This is a genomic window from Hoeflea sp. YIM 152468 (genome assembly GCF_029210485.1).
GTDB lineage: Bacteria > Pseudomonadota > Alphaproteobacteria > Rhizobiales > Rhizobiaceae > Hoeflea.
Window position 1 is genome coordinate 125,033 of the sequence record NZ_JARGET010000003.1, and the last position, 16,469, is coordinate 141,501.

General features: G+C 60.4%; 14 protein-coding genes. 12 read left to right on the plus strand and 2 right to left on the minus strand.

Going from position 1 to position 16,469, the window contains the following annotated elements; translation table 11 throughout:
- Positions 1 to 158 precede the first annotated feature (158 nt).
- From PZ897_RS00910 to PZ897_RS00930, 5 genes are all read left to right on the plus strand, one after another.
- Positions 159 to 1,163 carry an ABC transporter ATP-binding protein gene (locus tag PZ897_RS00910; protein WP_275749028.1) on the plus strand — a complete coding sequence of 335 codons (1,005 nt, stop codon included), beginning with the start codon at positions 159 to 161 and terminating at the stop codon, positions 1,161 to 1,163.
- Positions 1,156 to 2,190, plus strand: coding sequence for an oligopeptide/dipeptide ABC transporter ATP-binding protein (locus PZ897_RS00915; protein WP_275749029.1), 1,035 nt, complete (start codon positions 1,156 to 1,158; stop codon positions 2,188 to 2,190). Before PZ897_RS00910 ends, PZ897_RS00915 begins: the two co-directional genes overlap by 8 nt.
- Before the next feature lie 17 nt (positions 2,191 to 2,207).
- Positions 2,208 to 3,908 (plus strand): peptide ABC transporter substrate-binding protein, encoded by a 1,701-nt coding sequence (locus PZ897_RS00920; protein ID WP_275749030.1) that lies wholly within the window; start codon positions 2,208 to 2,210, stop codon positions 3,906 to 3,908.
- An 88-nt stretch (positions 3,909 to 3,996) separates the two neighbouring features.
- Positions 3,997 to 5,004: an ABC transporter permease gene (locus tag PZ897_RS00925; RefSeq protein WP_275749031.1), complete on the plus strand. Its 1,008-nt coding sequence runs from the start codon at positions 3,997 to 3,999 to the stop codon at positions 5,002 to 5,004.
- Positions 4,997 to 5,917 (plus strand): ABC transporter permease, encoded by a 921-nt coding sequence (locus PZ897_RS00930; protein ID WP_275749032.1) that lies wholly within the window; start codon positions 4,997 to 4,999, stop codon positions 5,915 to 5,917. Before PZ897_RS00925 ends, PZ897_RS00930 begins: the two co-directional genes overlap by 8 nt.
- A gap of 291 nt (positions 5,918 to 6,208) precedes the next feature.
- Here the strand turns inward: PZ897_RS00930 and PZ897_RS00935 are convergent, their stop codons facing one another.
- A complete protein-coding gene (locus PZ897_RS00935; RefSeq protein ID WP_275749034.1) occupies positions 6,209 to 6,676 on the minus strand; it encodes a chemotaxis protein CheW in 468 nt (155 codons plus the stop codon).
- Between the two features lie 445 nt (positions 6,677 to 7,121).
- Positions 7,122 to 9,251, minus strand: a complete 2,130-nt coding sequence (locus PZ897_RS00940; protein ID WP_275749036.1) for a DEAD/DEAH box helicase — start codon at positions 9,249 to 9,251, stop codon at positions 7,122 to 7,124.
- A gap of 211 nt (positions 9,252 to 9,462) precedes the next feature.
- On the opposite strand from PZ897_RS00940, the gene PZ897_RS00945 reads away from it, so the two are divergent.
- From PZ897_RS00945 to PZ897_RS00975, 7 genes are all read left to right on the plus strand, one after another.
- Positions 9,463 to 9,732: a hypothetical protein gene (locus PZ897_RS00945; protein WP_275749038.1), complete on the plus strand. Its 270-nt coding sequence runs from the start codon at positions 9,463 to 9,465 to the stop codon at positions 9,730 to 9,732.
- 129 nt (positions 9,733 to 9,861) lie between these two features.
- A complete protein-coding gene (locus PZ897_RS00950; RefSeq protein ID WP_275749039.1) occupies positions 9,862 to 10,770 on the plus strand; it encodes a LysR substrate-binding domain-containing protein in 909 nt (302 codons plus the stop codon).
- A 127-nt stretch (positions 10,771 to 10,897) separates the two neighbouring features.
- Positions 10,898 to 12,064 (plus strand): ABC transporter substrate-binding protein, encoded by a 1,167-nt coding sequence (locus PZ897_RS00955; protein ID WP_275749041.1) that lies wholly within the window; start codon positions 10,898 to 10,900, stop codon positions 12,062 to 12,064.
- Positions 12,065 to 12,203: 139 nt separating this feature from the next.
- Positions 12,204 to 13,193, plus strand: coding sequence for an ABC transporter ATP-binding protein (locus PZ897_RS00960; protein WP_275749043.1), 990 nt, complete (start codon positions 12,204 to 12,206; stop codon positions 13,191 to 13,193).
- Positions 13,190 to 14,149 carry an ABC transporter permease gene (locus tag PZ897_RS00965; protein ID WP_275749045.1) on the plus strand — a complete coding sequence of 320 codons (960 nt, stop codon included), beginning with the start codon at positions 13,190 to 13,192 and terminating at the stop codon, positions 14,147 to 14,149. Before PZ897_RS00960 ends, PZ897_RS00965 begins: the two co-directional genes overlap by 4 nt.
- Entirely contained in the window at positions 14,139 to 14,954 is an 816-nt protein-coding gene (locus PZ897_RS00970) for an ABC transporter permease (RefSeq protein ID WP_275749047.1), read from the plus strand. The genes PZ897_RS00965 and PZ897_RS00970 overlap by 11 nt, the downstream gene beginning before the upstream one ends.
- Before the next feature lie 17 nt (positions 14,955 to 14,971).
- Positions 14,972 to 16,399: a gamma-aminobutyraldehyde dehydrogenase gene (locus tag PZ897_RS00975; protein WP_275749049.1), complete on the plus strand. Its 1,428-nt coding sequence runs from the start codon at positions 14,972 to 14,974 to the stop codon at positions 16,397 to 16,399.
- The last annotated feature ends 70 nt before the right edge of the window (positions 16,400 to 16,469 follow it).

The following is a 16,469-nucleotide window of genomic DNA, read 5'->3' on the forward strand; positions in this document are numbered from 1 at the left end:
GCACATGCTCGGGGACTATTCGCGCAAAATCAAAAACCCCACTGGTCAACCAGTCAAGAAATGGTCAATAGTATGCGCCACCGGCAATCGAAAGATCAGACCGGCAACGAAAAGACGGGAAAACATCTCCCGAGGGGTACAGAATGCCAGACACGGCCATGCCAATTCTGGATGTTAACGGGCTTAAAACGGTTTTCCGCACCCGCGGCGGTGACGTGCACGCGGTCAACTCGGTAGACTTCCACCTTTGTCCTGGCGAACTGCTCGGCGTAGTGGGGGAAAGCGGTTCTGGAAAATCAGTGACCATGATGTCGCTGCTGCGGCTCCTGCCATCTCCGCCCGCGGAGATGCGAGACGGAACCGTGATGTTTGATGGTCAAGACCTGCTTACGGTAAGCCCCGAGGAATTGCGTCTGGTGCGCGGCTCCAAGATCGGCTTTATCTTTCAGGACCCGATGACATCGCTCAATCCAGTCTACACGATCGGCTTTCAACTGACGGAACCGTTGCGCGCACATCTGGGCATGTCCAAGACCCAGGCCCGCGCCCGTGCGGTCGAGTTGCTGGAACTCGTCGGCATTCCCGATGCACAGCGGCGGCTCAAGGATTACCCGCATCAGTTTTCCGGCGGCATGCGCCAGCGCGTGATGATCGCGATAGCGATTGCCTGCAATCCGCAGGTGCTGATCGCCGATGAACCGACCACAGCGCTGGACGTGACCATTCAGGCGCAGATCATCGAATTGATGAAGGAATTGCGCCGGAAGCTGGGCATGGCGATCATCTGGATCACCCATGATCTCGGTGTGATCGCCGGAATCGCCGACAGGGTGATGGTGATGTATGCCGGCGAAGTGGTGGAAGAAGGTCCGGTCAGGGAAATTTTTCGCGATCCGCGGCATCCCTATACCCAGGCGTTGCTCAAGACCGTGCCTGCCGTGCGTGGCGCCCGTGCCGAGAAACTGCAGGTGATCGAAGGCCAGCCACCGATCATGTGGGAGGCGCCAGCAGCCTGTTCGTTCCGGAACAGATGCCAGTTTGCCTTTGACCGTTGCGGGCGGGAAAACCCGGCGCTGACACCAGTTACGGCGGAGGGACATCGTGCGGCGTGTTTCCTGCTGGAGAACACTTCCACAAAAGAGCCGGAGGCTGTTGATGGCTGAAGCTGCAGGCCCCCTCGTCAAGGTTCGCGATCTGAAAATGTATTTCCCGATCCATGCCGGGCTGCTGCGGTCGCATGTCGGCGATATCAAGGCTGTGGATGGCATCAGTTTCGACATCGCGCAGGGCGAAACGCTTGGGTTGGTCGGGGAATCCGGATGTGGCAAGTCCACGGTCGGACGCTCGATCCTGCGCCTGTATGACGTCACCGGCGGCACGGTCGAAATCAACGGTTTCGAGATTGCCCATGTCGACCGCGACAGCCTGCGTTTAAAACGGCCGATGATGCAGATGATCTTTCAGGATCCACAGGCGAGCCTTAACCCGCGCATGACGGTGGCCAACATAATTGGCGAGCCGCTCGACGAACACATGAAGCTCACGGCGGATGCACGGCTGGCGCGGATCTACGAACTGATGGACTGGGTCGGGCTCAACCGGGCCTTTGCCAAGCGCTATCCGCACGAGTTCTCCGGCGGGCAACGTCAGCGCATCGGCATAGCCCGGGCGCTGGCGCTCAATCCCAAATTCATTGTCTGCGACGAGCCGATTGCGGCACTTGACGTGTCGATTCAGGCGCAGGTGGTCAATCTGCTCGAGGAATTGCAGGAACGGCTGGACCTGACCTATCTGTTCATCAGTCACGACCTGTCGATGGTGCGCCATATCGCCGACCGCGTTGCGGTGATGTATCTGGGGCGGATTGTCGAAATCGCCGAGCGGGAAACATTGTTTGCCGAGCCGCTGCATCCCTACACCCAGGCCCTGCTTTCGGCGGTTCCCGAACCCGACCCCGAGTCCGAACGGCATCGCAAACCGATCGTACTTCAGGGCGATGTGCCCTCGCCCGCCAACCCTCCCCAGGGCTGCAATTTTTCAACCCGATGCCCCAAGGTCATGGATGTCTGCCGGCAGATTGAGCCCGGCGTCTTTGACTTCGGAGACGGAAGACAGGTGGCCTGCCATCTGTATTCGGACGGCATGACAACGACCGCGGAACCAACCGCAGGCAAGATAAAAAACCAATAATCAACAAGGAGACAGCCATGAAACTCAAAACACTTCTGATGGGCGCCGTCGCCGCTATGGCGATCGCACCTGTCGCCCACGCCGAGCGCGGCACGGACGGCGACGTCAAGATCATCTACTGGCAGGCGCCGTCGATCCTGAACCCCTACCTTTCGGGTGGCACAAAAGACATCGAGGCCTCTTCGCTGGTTGTCGAGCCACTCGCCCGATTCAATGAAAAAGGTGAACTGGTTCCCTATCTCGTCGATGAAATCCCGACCGTGGAGAATGGCGGCGTTTCTGCGGACCTGACATCGATCACCTGGAAACTAAAGGAAGGCATTCTGTGGTCCGATGGCACGCCGGTAACCTCGGCCGACGTCAAGTTTACCGCAGACTACTGCATGGCCCCCGACGGCGGCTGTGCCCAGAGCGCAAAATTCGACAATGTCGAAAGCATCGAAACCCCCGATGAGCGGACAATCATCGTCAAGTTCGACTCGCCAAAGCCTGTCCCGTATGCTGCGTTTGTCGGTGGTCAGTCGCCGGTGATCCAGGCAGCCCAGTTCAAGGATTGCCTCGGCGCGAAGGCGCAGGAATGCACCGCGGCCAATTTCGGCCCGATCGGCACCGGTCCTTTCGTTGTCACCGATTTCAAGCCCAACGACGTCATCACCATGGAGGCCAATGAAAATTATCGCGATCCGGCCAAGCCGGCGTTTGCGACACTGACCTTCAAGGGCGGCGGCGATGCGGCTTCCGCCGGGCGCGCGGTCATGGAAACCGGCGAATTCGACTATGCCTGGAACCTTCAGCTGGCCCCCGAAGTCATCGCCCAGATGGCCGAAGGCGGCAAGGGCACGCCAATCTCGGGGTTCGGCACCCTGGTCGAGCGTATCGAAATGAACATGACCGATCCGTCGGCAGACTTGCCCGAAGGCGAGCGCGCGACTGCCAAGCACCCCCACCCGATCCTTTCGGATTTGAGGGTTCGCAAGGCGCTGTCCATGGCGATCGACCGGACCCTGCTGGTCGAAATCGGCTATGGCCAGGCCGGACGTCCGACCTGCAATCTGGTGCCCGCGCCGGAAATGTTCGCCTCTCCCAATACCGATTGCATTGCCCAGGATGTGGAAGGCGCCAAAGCGCTGCTCGATGAAGCCGGCTGGATGGTTGGCGCAAATGGTGTCCGCGAAAAGGATGGGAAAAAGTTCAAGCTCCTTTACCAGACCTCGACCAACGCCGTACGTCAGGATTTTCAGGCTCTGATCAAGCAATGGTGGTCGGATATCGGTGTTGAAACCGAGCTCAAGAACATCGATGGGTCGGTGTTCTTCGGCGGCGACCCGGCTTCCCCGGACACGTTCCAGAAATTTTATGCGGACGTGGAAATGTACGCCAACAACTTCGACGGCACCGACCCCGAGCAATATCTCGGCCAATATACCTGCGAGAAGGCTCCGCGGCCTGAAACCCAGTGGCAGGGTGAAAACGTCAACCGTTATTGCGATCCGGCCTATGACGAACTGGTTGCCGAACTGGGCAAGACCGGCGAAATCTCCAAGCGTGCCGAGATCGCCAAGAAGCTCAACGAGATGATCACCAAGGAATCGATGACCATTGTGCCTCTGGTTGATCGTGGTCGTGTTTCGGCCCATTCGAACAGCCTCGGTGGTGTCGTGCTCAACACCTGGGATTCCGAACTCTGGAATGTCGCGGACTGGTACCGCATCAAGTAACCCGGACAGTGGATGGCCCGGCGCATGCGGGGCCATCCATGCCGACCGGGAAATTTCCGCGCCATACTGCTGAACCGAGGCGTCGCTAATGCTGACATTCCTTATACGCCGACTGTTTACAGCGATACCGACGCTTGTGCTCATCAGTCTGATCATTTTTCTGCTGCTGGATCTGGCCCCGGGTGACCCGCTCGCCGATCAGCCGCTGAGCATACCGCCGGATGTCCGGCAGAAAATGCGCGACGCACTCGGACTCGATTCCCCCGCCTATATTCGCTACCTGCTCTGGGCCAAGCAGTTCTTTTGGGTCGAACCGCTCGTCTTTGTCGACTGGGTGACCGGCACGGGTTTTTCCGAAGGCATGCAACGCATCGTTTCCTGGCAGTTCCGCGCGCCGGTGTTCGACATCATCATCCAGCGCTTGCCGCAGACCCTGTGGGTGGTGGGACTGGCTTATCTCGTCGGGGTGTTGATTGCGCTGCCAATCGGCATCATCTCGGCCTACCGGCAATACTCCTGGTTCGACCAGGTCGGCACCTTCGTGTCGATGATCGGCTTTTCGGTGCCGCCGTTCTTTTCAGGCGTGCTGATGATCGTCTTTTTCGCGATCATGCTGCCCTGGTTCCCGTCGATCTATGACACCACCCTGGTGGTCAATGATTTCGAAAGTTTCGGCCAGCAGATCCGGCAGATGACCTTGCCGGTGATGGTGCTGGCGCTGCAGACCACAGCACAGTTGTCGCGCTTCATGCGCGCCTCGATGCTCGACAATCTCAATCATGATTATGTTCGCACCGCCCGCGCCAAGGGCATGACAGAAAAGGTGGTGCTGCTCGTGCATGTGCTGCGCAATTCGATGATCCCGGTCGTCACCGTCATCGCGCTTGGCATTCCATCGATCTTTGGCGGCGCCATCATCACCGAACAGATCTTCAAGGTGAATGGGTTGGGCCAGCTTCTGATTACCGCGATCTATGCCAATGATCTGCCGATGGTGCAAACGCTTGCCTTCATCTTCGCGGTGCTGATCGTGCTGTGCAATCTCATTGCCGACATGCTCTACGGCCTGCTTGATCCAAGGATCCGCTATGACTGATGCTCCTATCGCCGTTGCTGTCCCGGCAGATACCTCCGGCCGTTCACAATGGTGGGACGTCTGGGACCAGTTCAAAACCCACAAGGGTGCGCTGTTTGGTGCTGCGGTGTTCCTGTTCATTGTTCTGGCCGTGACCTTAGGCCCGCTGTTGTGGACCATCGAGCCGACCTTCATCGATATCCGGGCGCGGAATTCGGGGCCCATGTGGGCTCATCCCTTCGGCACCGACCAGTTGGGCCGGGACATCCTGGCCAGAATGATGGCGGGCGGCCAGGTTTCGATCGCAGTCGGGCTGACGGCGATGCTGATCAGTGTGTTGCTGGGCACCCTGATCGGTGTGGTCGCCGGGTTCTTCCGCAAGCTCGACGGCGCCCTGATGGGACTGACCGACCTGTTCCTGGCGCTGCCGCTGCTGCCGCTGCTGCTGGTGATGGTGATGCTGTTCCGGGAAACCCTGGCGCGCAGTTTCGGCCCCGAAATGGGTACCTTCATCCTGATCGTATCAGCCATCGGGGTGACCAGCTGGATGCAGACCGCACGTATCGTGCGGGGCGAAGTCCTGGCGCTGAAGGAACGCGAATTCGTGCTGGCTGCCCGCTCGATCGGAACGCCTTCGCGACGGATGATCCTGCGCCACATTCTGCCCAATGTGCTGTCGCCTATCATGGTCTCGGCAACCTTGGGGATCGCCACGGCGATCATCACCGAATCCGCGCTCTCGTTCCTCGGCCTCGGCTTCCCGCCGGATTTTCCGACCTGGGGACGGCTGCTGTTTGATGCGGTCGACTATCTGCAGCAATATCCGGAGCGGGTGTTCTGGCCTGGCCTCGCGATTTCGCTCACCGTGCTGAGCGTCAACTATATCGGCGACGGCCTTCGTGACGCGCTCGATCCCCGGATCCGCGGACGTTGACAACCGGTCGGCGGTACCGGTCGACCAGCGCCACATCCACCGACTGTGCACACGCAATCCCGCCCGGGACAACTCCGACAGTTGCCCGTTTACAGCCGTAGCGGGCAGCAAGCCGATCACGGATTTCAGCAATATTGAAGGCTGCGGATCGCCGGTCGAGCGTGACGAGAGCGAGCAGGTCTGCGACCGTATCGCGGCTGGCAGTGACGCACCTGAGATGACAAAACGGGCGCCCCGGGTTGAACCGGCGCACCCGTCTGAGATTTATTGCGACGGCCTGTCTGGCAGATGTCAGGCGGCGAGTTCGCCTTCTTCGTCGAGCAGGGAATCAAGATCAAGATGGGAAATCATCTGCTTGTCCTTGGCGATGATCGACGTGGTCATGCGCTGCACTTCCGTGGCGCCGACTTCGGGAACCGACTGAATTTCGTCTTCGCTGACCGTCACCATATCCGACACATTGTCGACCAGCAGGCCGACCAGCTGTCCGCGGATGCTGGCGACGATAATTGCCGACCGTTCGGTCGGGCTGATGGCTTCCAGGCCCAGCCGCAACGCCATGTCGATCACCGGAATGACCGTCCCGCGCAGGTTGATGACGCCCAGAACGTGGCTTGGCGCGTGCGCCAGCGGAGTCGCAGGCGCCCAGCCGCGGATCTCCCTGACCGACATGATGTTCACACTGAACACCTGTTCGCCGAGGAAAAACGAAATGATTTCAAGACCTGAAGTCTTGTTGCCGGTTTGAGTCTCGTTCATGGTGTCCTCGCGTCAAGTTGGCCATGCCGCCCCGCGCGTCGCAACGCTTACGGTCTTTTCGGCCCGGCCCCACCGGTTGAATATATTGGATCGCGGCACCCCGGAAGGCCTCGCATGGGCCCTGTGCGGATCCAGGCCGCCACTGGAAAACGTGTCATACTGGAGGCCTGTGGCCCCTTTCCCATTTCCGGACCTAATCACGCTTTCGTTAAGAATGCGGAAACAAAAATCCCGGAAAGAGGCGATTCAGTCCCGAGTGCGATCGCCGGATCAGAATTCCTGTTCGAAAGTGCCACGCCAGGCCTCACCGACTGCCGCCCGCGAGGGTGCCTTGCCGGGATTCACACGCGTGACATGACTTTCAAGAAAAGAGACACCGGGCCGACTGATCCGCCCGGTGCTGTGGTCTGTTGCAGTACCTGTCTGGGCAACAGCTTGCTGGTCTTCAGGCTTTTGGTTTGCGCTTCAGTCCGCCGGTGCCGCCCTCGGAACCGGGTTTCGCCGGACCCTTGCGGTGCGGCTTTGCTGTGGGCTTGGCTGCGGGCTTGGCGGCGGCCTTGACGCCTGGCTTGTCGCGCTTGGGCTTCTTGTCCTTGACAAACGGCCGCTCCGCGCCGGCATCGGCACGGTCGACCGACTTTGCCGGTTTCGCAGGTTTTGCTGCCTCCGCGCGGGGAGCCTCCCCGCGAGTCGGCGCAACATCATCATAAGGCCAGACGCCGGGAGTCGCGTTGGCGGGCATGTCATCGCGGGCCGAGGGTTTGCGGTCGGCATAGGGATCCTTGCGTGGCGGGCGATCATCCCGCTTCTTGCCGCCGGTGAAAGGCCGCTTCTTGGCGTAGTCGCGCTTCGGCTTCTCACCCGGAGCATAATCGCCCGCCGACCGCTCACCGCGGGGACCAGTGTGAAAGCCATCATCCCTGGTTCTCGGTGGGCGTGCCGAGCGGGCTGGCGCCTCGGGCACACTCTCAAGGCGGGTGACGACGACGTTTTTCTCGATCTTGCGCGTCGGACCTATGGCGGCTTCGAACTTGGCCGCCGCAGCACCGGCAATCTCGACATGGGTTTCGACGTCGTGGATGCGGATCGAGCCAATCTCGTTCTTGGTGATGTTGCCGGCGCGGCACAGCATCGGCAGCAGCCAGCGCGGCTCCGCGGTCTGCTTGCGGCCAAGCGAGAGCGAAAACCAAACCGCATCCTTGATAGGCACATGTTCGCGTGGCGCGCGCTCGGCATAGGTGCCGCCCGGTGCAGAAACCGGACCATCGTCGATCAGCTCTTCGGGAGCGGAACGACCGGCGCGATGCACGCGGACCAGCGCTGCGGCTACTTTCTCCGCGCCGTACCGCTCGAGCAGCGCCGCGACCATCGCAGCTTCGTCTTCGGCCACTTCCGCCTCAAAGAACGAATCCCCCATCAGCCGCTCATCGTCACGGGCGAGGATTTCCTCGGACGACGGCGGTCGCGCCCATGCAGCTGAAATGCGGGCATCTCCCAACAAGCGTTCGGTGCGGCGACGAGCATTGTAGGGGACGATCAGCGCGGACACACCCTTGCGTCCGGCGCGTCCGGTCCGGCCGGACCGGTGCAGCAAGCTTTCCTTGTTCTTCGGCAAGTCAGCATGAACAACCAGCTCGAGATCGGGCAAGTCAAGACCCCGGGCGGCGACATCGGTGGCGACACATACCTTGGCCCGGCCATCGCGCAAAGCCTGCAGCGCATGGGTGCGTTCGTTCTGGCTCAGTTCACCTGACAAGGCGACCACGGAGAAGCCGCGGTTGGAAAAGCGGGCTGTGAGATGATTGACGGTTGCGCGGGTGCTGCAGAACACGATGGCATTCTTGGCATCATAATAGCGCAGCACGTTGATGACGGCGTTCTCGCGGTCATTTGGCGCCACCGTCAGCGCCCGGTATTCGATATCCAGATGCTGTTTCGCATCGCTGGCTGTGGTGACGCGGACCGCCTTGTACTGGTAACGCTTGGCCAGATTGGCGATACCCGCCGGCACGGTGGCTGAAAACATCAATGTGCGGCGCTGGTCGGGTGCGGCATCAAGGATGAACTGCAGATCATCGCGAAACCCGAGATCAAGCATCTCGTCGGCTTCGTCGAGCACCACAGCCCGCATCGCCGACAGGTCCAAAGACCCGCGCGTGATATGATCGCGCAACCGGCCCGGAGTTCCCACCACAATATGTGCGCCACGGTCGAGCGTCCGCCGCTCGGTCATCATGTTCATGCCGCCTACGCAGGTGGCGATCCGGACACCGGCGTCGGCGTAGAGCCAGGCCAGTTCACGCTCCACCTGCAGCGCCAGTTCACGCGTCGGCGCGATGCAAAGCGCCATCGGCGCTTCGGCACGCGGCAGCGTCTGCTCCTCGCCCATCAGTGTCGGCGCAAGAGAAATCCCGAAGGCCACGGTCTTGCCAGAACCGGTCTGGGCTGAGACGAGAAGGTCCGCGTCACGAAGTTCGGGCGCCAGCACGGATTCCTGAACCGGCGTGAGCGTCTCATAGCCTCGCTTTGCCAACGCACTGGCAATTGCGGGATGAATGTCAGTCTTGGACGTCATAGTGTACTTTCAATTGGAATGGCCGGCCCAGATGGATTGAGCGCAAGCGGCAAGTCGCGGCCCCGGCAGATCGGTGGGGTATAGGCCATCGGGGTTGTGGTTCAAAGCGCCAAATTCAGCAGATTGGTAGCCAAACAAGCATAAATAGCCGTATTGTTGCGATGACGGTCGTAGCTACGGAACCTTGTCCGGTTTGCGACGTTATTGTGTCATGAAAAAGGTCACATTCATCGCCGTGTCATGTCTGGTGCTTGCCGCAGCCACCGTTGCGGCCAAGACAAGCGACCATAGCACAGATTTCCACCATCCAGAGGCGGAAACTGCGTCCCCATCTGGCGAAGACAGCCTCAAGAACCGGATGGCGTCACAGCAGATCCGCCGGGTGGCAGCACCAGAGGTCGAGTTCAACTCCTGTGGCAAAGCCTCCTGGCCGTATTATCCTGTCGAATGTCTGCAGCGCGTCGATATGGCCGACCTGTAACGCAAGGCGCTTTCCCTCGAATTTCGTTCCCGACATCGTTCTTGCAATAGTCTTCGACAGCCCAATTCCTGCCTGATGGACGCGCACAATCTCTGTTGTCAGCCGTGCCGAATGCTGGTTGTTTGGGCGATGGCTTTCACACTCCGTCAATTGCAGTATTTCGTCGCCGTCGCAGCCCAAGGCACAGTGTCCGGGGCAGCGCAAAACCTGTCGATTTCGCAATCGGCAGTGACCGAAGCAATCAAGGAGCTTGAAGGCGACCTCGGAGTCCAACTGTTCGACCGCCATTCGCGCGGCTTGGCGATCACGCACAAGGGACACCAGTTTCTGCGTCACGCTGCCAAGATCCTCTCCGACGTCTCCGACGCGCGGCGAACCTTCTCGGACGACAAGGAAAACCTGACAGGCACGCTCAATCTGGGCGTGACATCGCTGGTCGCCGGCTATGTGCTGTCTGATCTGCTGGCGCGCTATCGCCGGGCTTTTTCGGGCGTCACTGTCTCGGCGATCGAAGACAATGGCGATTACCTCGAACATCTGCTGATCGGCGGCGAGCTGGACGTGGCGGTGATCGTGATTTCCAATCTGCGCAACCGCATGGCGCTGCAAACAGAAATCCTCGAGGTTTCGCCCTACCGGCTGTGGCTGCCGCTGGGCCACCGGCTGGCATCAGCCGAAAGCATCACAGTGGCGGATGTGGCGGAAGAACCGGTGATCATGCTGACCATTGACGAGATCGAGGAAAGCACTGCCAAACTGTTGAACGCCATTGGCTCGCGACCAAAGATCGCCTTCCGGACCCGATCGGTGGAAGCGGTGCGCAGCCTGGTTGCCACCGGGGCCGGGGTGGCATTGCTGCCCGATCTGGTTTACCGCCCCTGGTCGCTGGAGGGCGACCGGATCGAAAGCCGTGATGTCTCCGGCAGCCTTCCGATGGTTCAGGTCGGCGTCGCCTGGCGCCGAGGCAGCGAACTGTCGCAAACCGCACGCGATTTCATCGGTCTCGCACAGGCGCAAAGGGCGCTCAGGCAGCGCTGATCATGGTATCTGTTTTTCCGATATTGCAATTCTGATAATAGTATTTGCGGACTCAAACCTGCCGTATCACTCTCGGTCCCGGACAAGGTCTCCATTTTGGCGACTGCAGCGTGGTGGGAGCAGGCAGATGAAAAAAATCATGAAGACAGGCACGGCTATGGCAATGGCGCTTTCGGTGATGGCGCCAACATTTGCATCGGCTGACATGATGACCGAAGTCGGGGCCGGAGAAGGGCAAGTCAACATTGTTGCCTGGGCCGGCTACATCGAACGCGGCGAAACCGACAAGGCTTTCGACTGGGTGACCAAATTCGAAGAAGCCTCGGGCTGCAAGGTCAATGTCAAGACCGCCAACACATCCGACGAAATGGTGGCGTTGATGAACGAAGGCGGCTTCGATCTGGTCACCGCTTCGGGCGACGCCTCGTTGCGGCTGATCGCCGGCAAGCGTGTGCAGCCGGTCAATCCCGATCTCATCCCGTCCTGGTCAACGCTTGATGACCGCCTCAAGGACGCCCCCTGGCACACGGTGGACGGCGTTCACTACGGCACGCCCTATATGTGGGGCCCGAATGTGCTGATGTACAACACCGAAACCTTCAAGGACGCGGCACCGACATCCTGGAACGTGGTGTTTGAGGAAATGGACCTGCCCGATGGCAAGACCAACAAGGGCCGGGTTCAGGCCTATGACGGCCCGATCCACATTGCCGATGCGGCACAGTATCTGATGTTCCACAAACCGGAACTTGGTATCAAGAGCCCCTATGAGCTCAATGAAGACCAGTACAAGGAAGCGCTGAACCTGTTGCGGGTGCAGCGGACACTTGTCGGCCGCTACTGGCATGACGCGTTCATCCAGATTGACGATTTCAAGAATGAAGGCGTTGTCGCGTCCGGCTCCTGGCCATTCCAGGTGAACCTGCTTCAGGCCGACAAGGTGCCGGTGGCATCGGTCATCCCGCAGGAAGGCGCCACCGGCTGGGCCGACACCACCATGATGCATGTCGATGCCGCCAATCCGAACTGCTCGTACATGTGGATGGAGCATTCACTGGCGTCCAACCTGCAGTCCGATCTCTCGGTCTGGTTCGGTGCCAACCCCTCCGTGCCGGCCGCCTGTACCGATGGCCGTGGCCTGCAGACCGCCGAGGGGTGCACGGCAAACGGGCTGGATGATTTCGACCGGATCAATTTCTGGACCACACCGGTTTCAAAATGCGAAAGTCAGGACGAGTGCATTCCCTACTATCGCTGGGTTTCGGACTATATCGGCGTCATCGGCGGCCGCTGAGTCCGGCAGGCCGACCTGAAGCCTGTTCTCCCTCCCCTTATTCGGGGAGGGAGGCTGACACTTTTTCGATATAGTTGTGATGCCTCTCGCCTGGACCGGGTCCCTGGGGAAGGCTGAACAGGACTGATTTGGATTGCCCATGCCGCATGCCGTCTCATTTCAGCAGGTCTCCCGCCACTTTGGAGCCGTTCGCGCTGTCGACGCCGTTGATCTGGAGATTGCGCCGGGTGAGTTCTTTGCCATGCTCGGACCTTCCGGTTCCGGCAAGACCACCTGCCTGCGGCTGATCGCCGGATTCGAGCAACCGACCTCAGGCCATATCGAGATTTTCGGAGAAACGGTGGAGGGCGTTCCGCCCTACCGGCGCAACGTCAACACCGTGTTTCAGGACTACGCGCTGTTTCCGCACCTGAATGTGGCTGACAATGTGGCTTACGGACAGATGATCCGCGGCGTCGGCAAGGCGGAGCGCGCGCGGAACGCTGAAGCGGCCCTCGAGATGGTCAAGCTGCCTGGTTACGGATCCCGCAAACCCGGACAATTGTCCGGCGGCCAGCGGCAACGGGTGGCGCTGGCTCGGGCTCTGGTCAACAAACCGAAAGTGCTGCTTCTCGACGAGCCTCTCGGCGCGCTCGATCTCAAACTGCGCGAGCAGATGCAGGAAGAATTGAAAGTGCTGCAGAAGGCGCTCGGCATCACCTTCGTCTTCGTCACTCATGATCAGAGCGAAGCGCTGTCGATGGCTGACCGGATCGCGGTGTTCAATGAAGGCCGGATCATGCAGACCGGCACGCCCGAAGAGATTTACCGCCGTCCCAAAACCCGGTTCGTCGCCGACTTTGTCGGCTCGTCCAATGTCCTTCCGCCAAAAGTTACCCAACAGCTTGGCGGACCGGCTGAATGGTCGAGCCTGCGGCCCGAAGATGTTCGCCTCGACGCCGTGAGCGGCCATGAGGCGCGGGTCACCGGTGCAAGTTTTCTGGGCAGCGCCACGCGCGTGACGCTGGATGTGGCGGGCGAAAAACTCAACGTGCTGCTGCCGTCCGGCCTGGCCGTGCCGGAACAGGGCGCCAGCGTGCGCTTCTCCTGGAAGCCGGATGATCTGCACCTGATGGGGACAGACGCATGAGTGTCTCTTCCTCAGCCTCAGGTGGCGCCATTCTTGCCGGCCGAGGCGGCCTTGGCGGTTCGCTGTCGGACGCCTTCTGGCGCAAGCCGCAGCTCCTGTTGTTCCTGATGCTGACCCCGCCGCTGCTGTGGCTTGGCGTGATCTATCTCGGCAGCCTGTTCGCACTCTTGATCCAGAGCTTCTTCTCGATTGACGAGTTCTCCGGCATGGTGGTGCGCGAATTCACCCTCAAGACCTATGGCGAACTGCTGCGCCCCTCCAATCTCGACATCATTGTTCGCACCGTCATCATGGCAGGGCTGGTCACCATCGCTTCCGCCGTCATCGCATTTCCGATCGCCTATTTCGCGGCGCGCTACGCACGTGGCCGCTGGAAGGCAATGTTCTATCTGGGAGTGATGCTGCCGTTGTGGTCGAGCTATCTGGTCAAGATCTATGCCTGGAAACTGATCCTGGCCAAGGAAGGCATTCTCGGCTGGGTGTTTGACAAGCTTCACCTGACATTCCTCATCGACGGATGGCTGGCGTTGCCAATTGTGGGCGGCAATTCATTGTCGGTCAGCCCGACGGGCACGTTCCTTGTGTTTGTCTATGTCTGGCTGCCGTTCATGATTTTGCCGATGCAGGCAGCCCTTGAGCGGGTTCCAACAAACCTGCTGGAAGCCTCGGCCGACCTGGGCGCCTCGCCGGGCCAGACGTTTCGCAATGTCCTGCTGCCGCTGGCGCTGCCGGGTGTCATTGCCGGATCGATCTTCACATTCTCGCTGACTTTGGGCGATTACATCATCCCGCAGATCATCGGTACATCACACCTGTTTATCGGCATGGCGGTCTACGCGCATCAAGGCACGGCGGGCAACATTCCGCTGGCTGCGGCCTTTACCGTGGTGCCGGTGGTGATCATGGGAATCTATCTGTGGCTGGCCAAACGCGCGGGAGCCTTCAATGCGCTCTGACCGTCAAAACCGCACACCGATGGGGCTGAAAATCGCGGCCGGCGTCGGGCTTGCATTTCTGCATCTGCCGCTGCTCCTGATCTTCCTCTATGCCTTTACCACCGAGGACAAGAGCTACCAGTTCCCTCCCCCCGGGCTGACGCTGAAATGGTTTGCCGTGACCTGGAACCGGCCCGATGTCTGGGAAGCGCTGGGTTTGTCGGTGCGGGTCGCCTCGATCTCGACAGCCGTTGCGCTGACACTCGGAACGCTGTGCGCCGCGGCGATTTCGCAGACCAGGTTCTTTGGGCGCGAGGCAATCTCGCTGCTGGTCATTCTGCCGATTGCGCTGCCGGGCATCATCACCGGCATTTCGCTGCGCTCGGCCTTCAACCTGGCCGAAATTCCGTTCTCGTTCTGGACCATTGTTCTGGGCCACGCGACCTTCTGCGTCGTCGTGGTCTACAACAATGCGGTGGCGCGGTTCCGGCGGCTGCAGGGCTCGCTGATCGAGGCCTCGATGGATCTCGGCGCCGACGGGTTCCAGACCTTCCGCCATGTGATCCTGCCCAATATCGGCACAGCGCTGCTGGCCGGCGGCATGCTGGCCTTTGCGCTGTCGTTTGACGAGGTGATCGTTACCACCTTTACCGCGGGCCAGCAGGCCACGCTGCCCATCTGGATGCTTGAAGAGCTGGTCAGACCGCGCCAGCGTCCGGTCACCAATGTGGTGGCGATGGTGGTGGTGCTGGTCACCTTCCTGCCAATTCTGGCCGCTTATTACCTCACCCAGGACGGAGACCAGATCTCCGGACAGGGCAAATAACCTACGGGAGACACGCCATGGACACCCAAATGCTGATCGGCAACCGCTTCGAAGCGGGAACGGAAGCCGAGGAAAAGATCTTCAACCCGCGCACCGGTGAAACCATCCTCAATCTGCCCGAAGCCTCTTCAATCCAGATCGAGGCCGCGGTCAATGCCGCCGAAAAGGCGTTTGTCACCTGGTCGCGAACCACACCGGCGCAACGATCCGCCTACCTGCTGCAGATCGCCGACCGCATCGAAGCGGAAGCCGACGGATTTGCCGCACTGGAAGCCCTCAATTGCGGCAAGCCGATCAATGCCGTGAGAAACGACGAAATTCCCGCCATTGTGGATTGTTACCGGTTTTTCGCGGGCGCCGTGCGCTGCATGCCCGGCCAGGCGGCAGGCGAATACATGGCGGGCCATACTTCCATGGTGCGCCGCGATCCGATTGGAATCATCGCCTCGATCGCGCCGTGGAACTACCCGCTGATGATGATGGCCTGGAAGCTGGCGCCGGCGATCGGTGGCGGCAACACGGTTGTGTTCAAACCCTCTGAACAGACGCCGCTGACATCGCTGAAATTTGCCAGGATCCTTGCCGACATCCTGCCCGAAGGCGTCGTCAACGTCGTTCTCGGACGGGGCGAAAGCGTCGGCAACGCGCTGATCAATCATCCCAAGATCAATATGGTCTCAATCACCGGAGATGTCGCCACCGGCAAGAAGGTGCTGCAGGCAGCGGCCAAGTCGGTCAAGCGCACGCATCTGGAGCTGGGCGGAAAGGCACCGGTGATCGTCTTCGACGACGCCGATCTGGATGCCGTCGTGGATGGCTTGCGCGCCTTCGGCTTCTACAATGCTGGCCAGGATTGCACGGCAGCCTGCCGGGTTTATGCCGGACCGAAGATCTACGACAGGCTCGTCGCCAGCCTGACAAGCGCCGTGTCGAGCATCAGGTATGACCAGAGCGACGATGCCGACAACGAGATCGGCCCGCTGATCTCCAAGCGGCAGCGGGACCGGGTGGCGAGTTTCGTCGAGCGGGCCAGCGAAATGAAGCACATCGAAATTGCCACCGGCGGCAAGCCGGGCGGCGGCGATGGCTTTTACTATCAGCCCACCCTGATCGCCGGCGCCCTGCAATCGGATGAAATCGTGCGGCGGGAGGTGTTCGGACCCGTGGTCTCGGTAACCCGGTTCTCCGATGCAGACGAGGCCGTGACCTGGGCCAATGATTCCGAGTACGGTCTCGCCTCCTCGGTCTGGACCAAGGACATCTCCAAAGCCATGACCTGTGCGGCACGATTGCAGTATGGCTGCACCTGGATCAACACCCATTTCATGCTGGTCAACGAGATGCCGCATGGCGGAATCAAGCAATCAGGCTATGGCAAGGACATGTCGCTTTACGCCCTTGAGGACTACACCGCTGTGCGGCATGTCATGATCGCTCACGGCTAATGCCGGCTCACCTTGTTTCGGGACGGCCTTGACCGCCCCGGAGCCATGCAGCAAAACCACGCGACAGGGA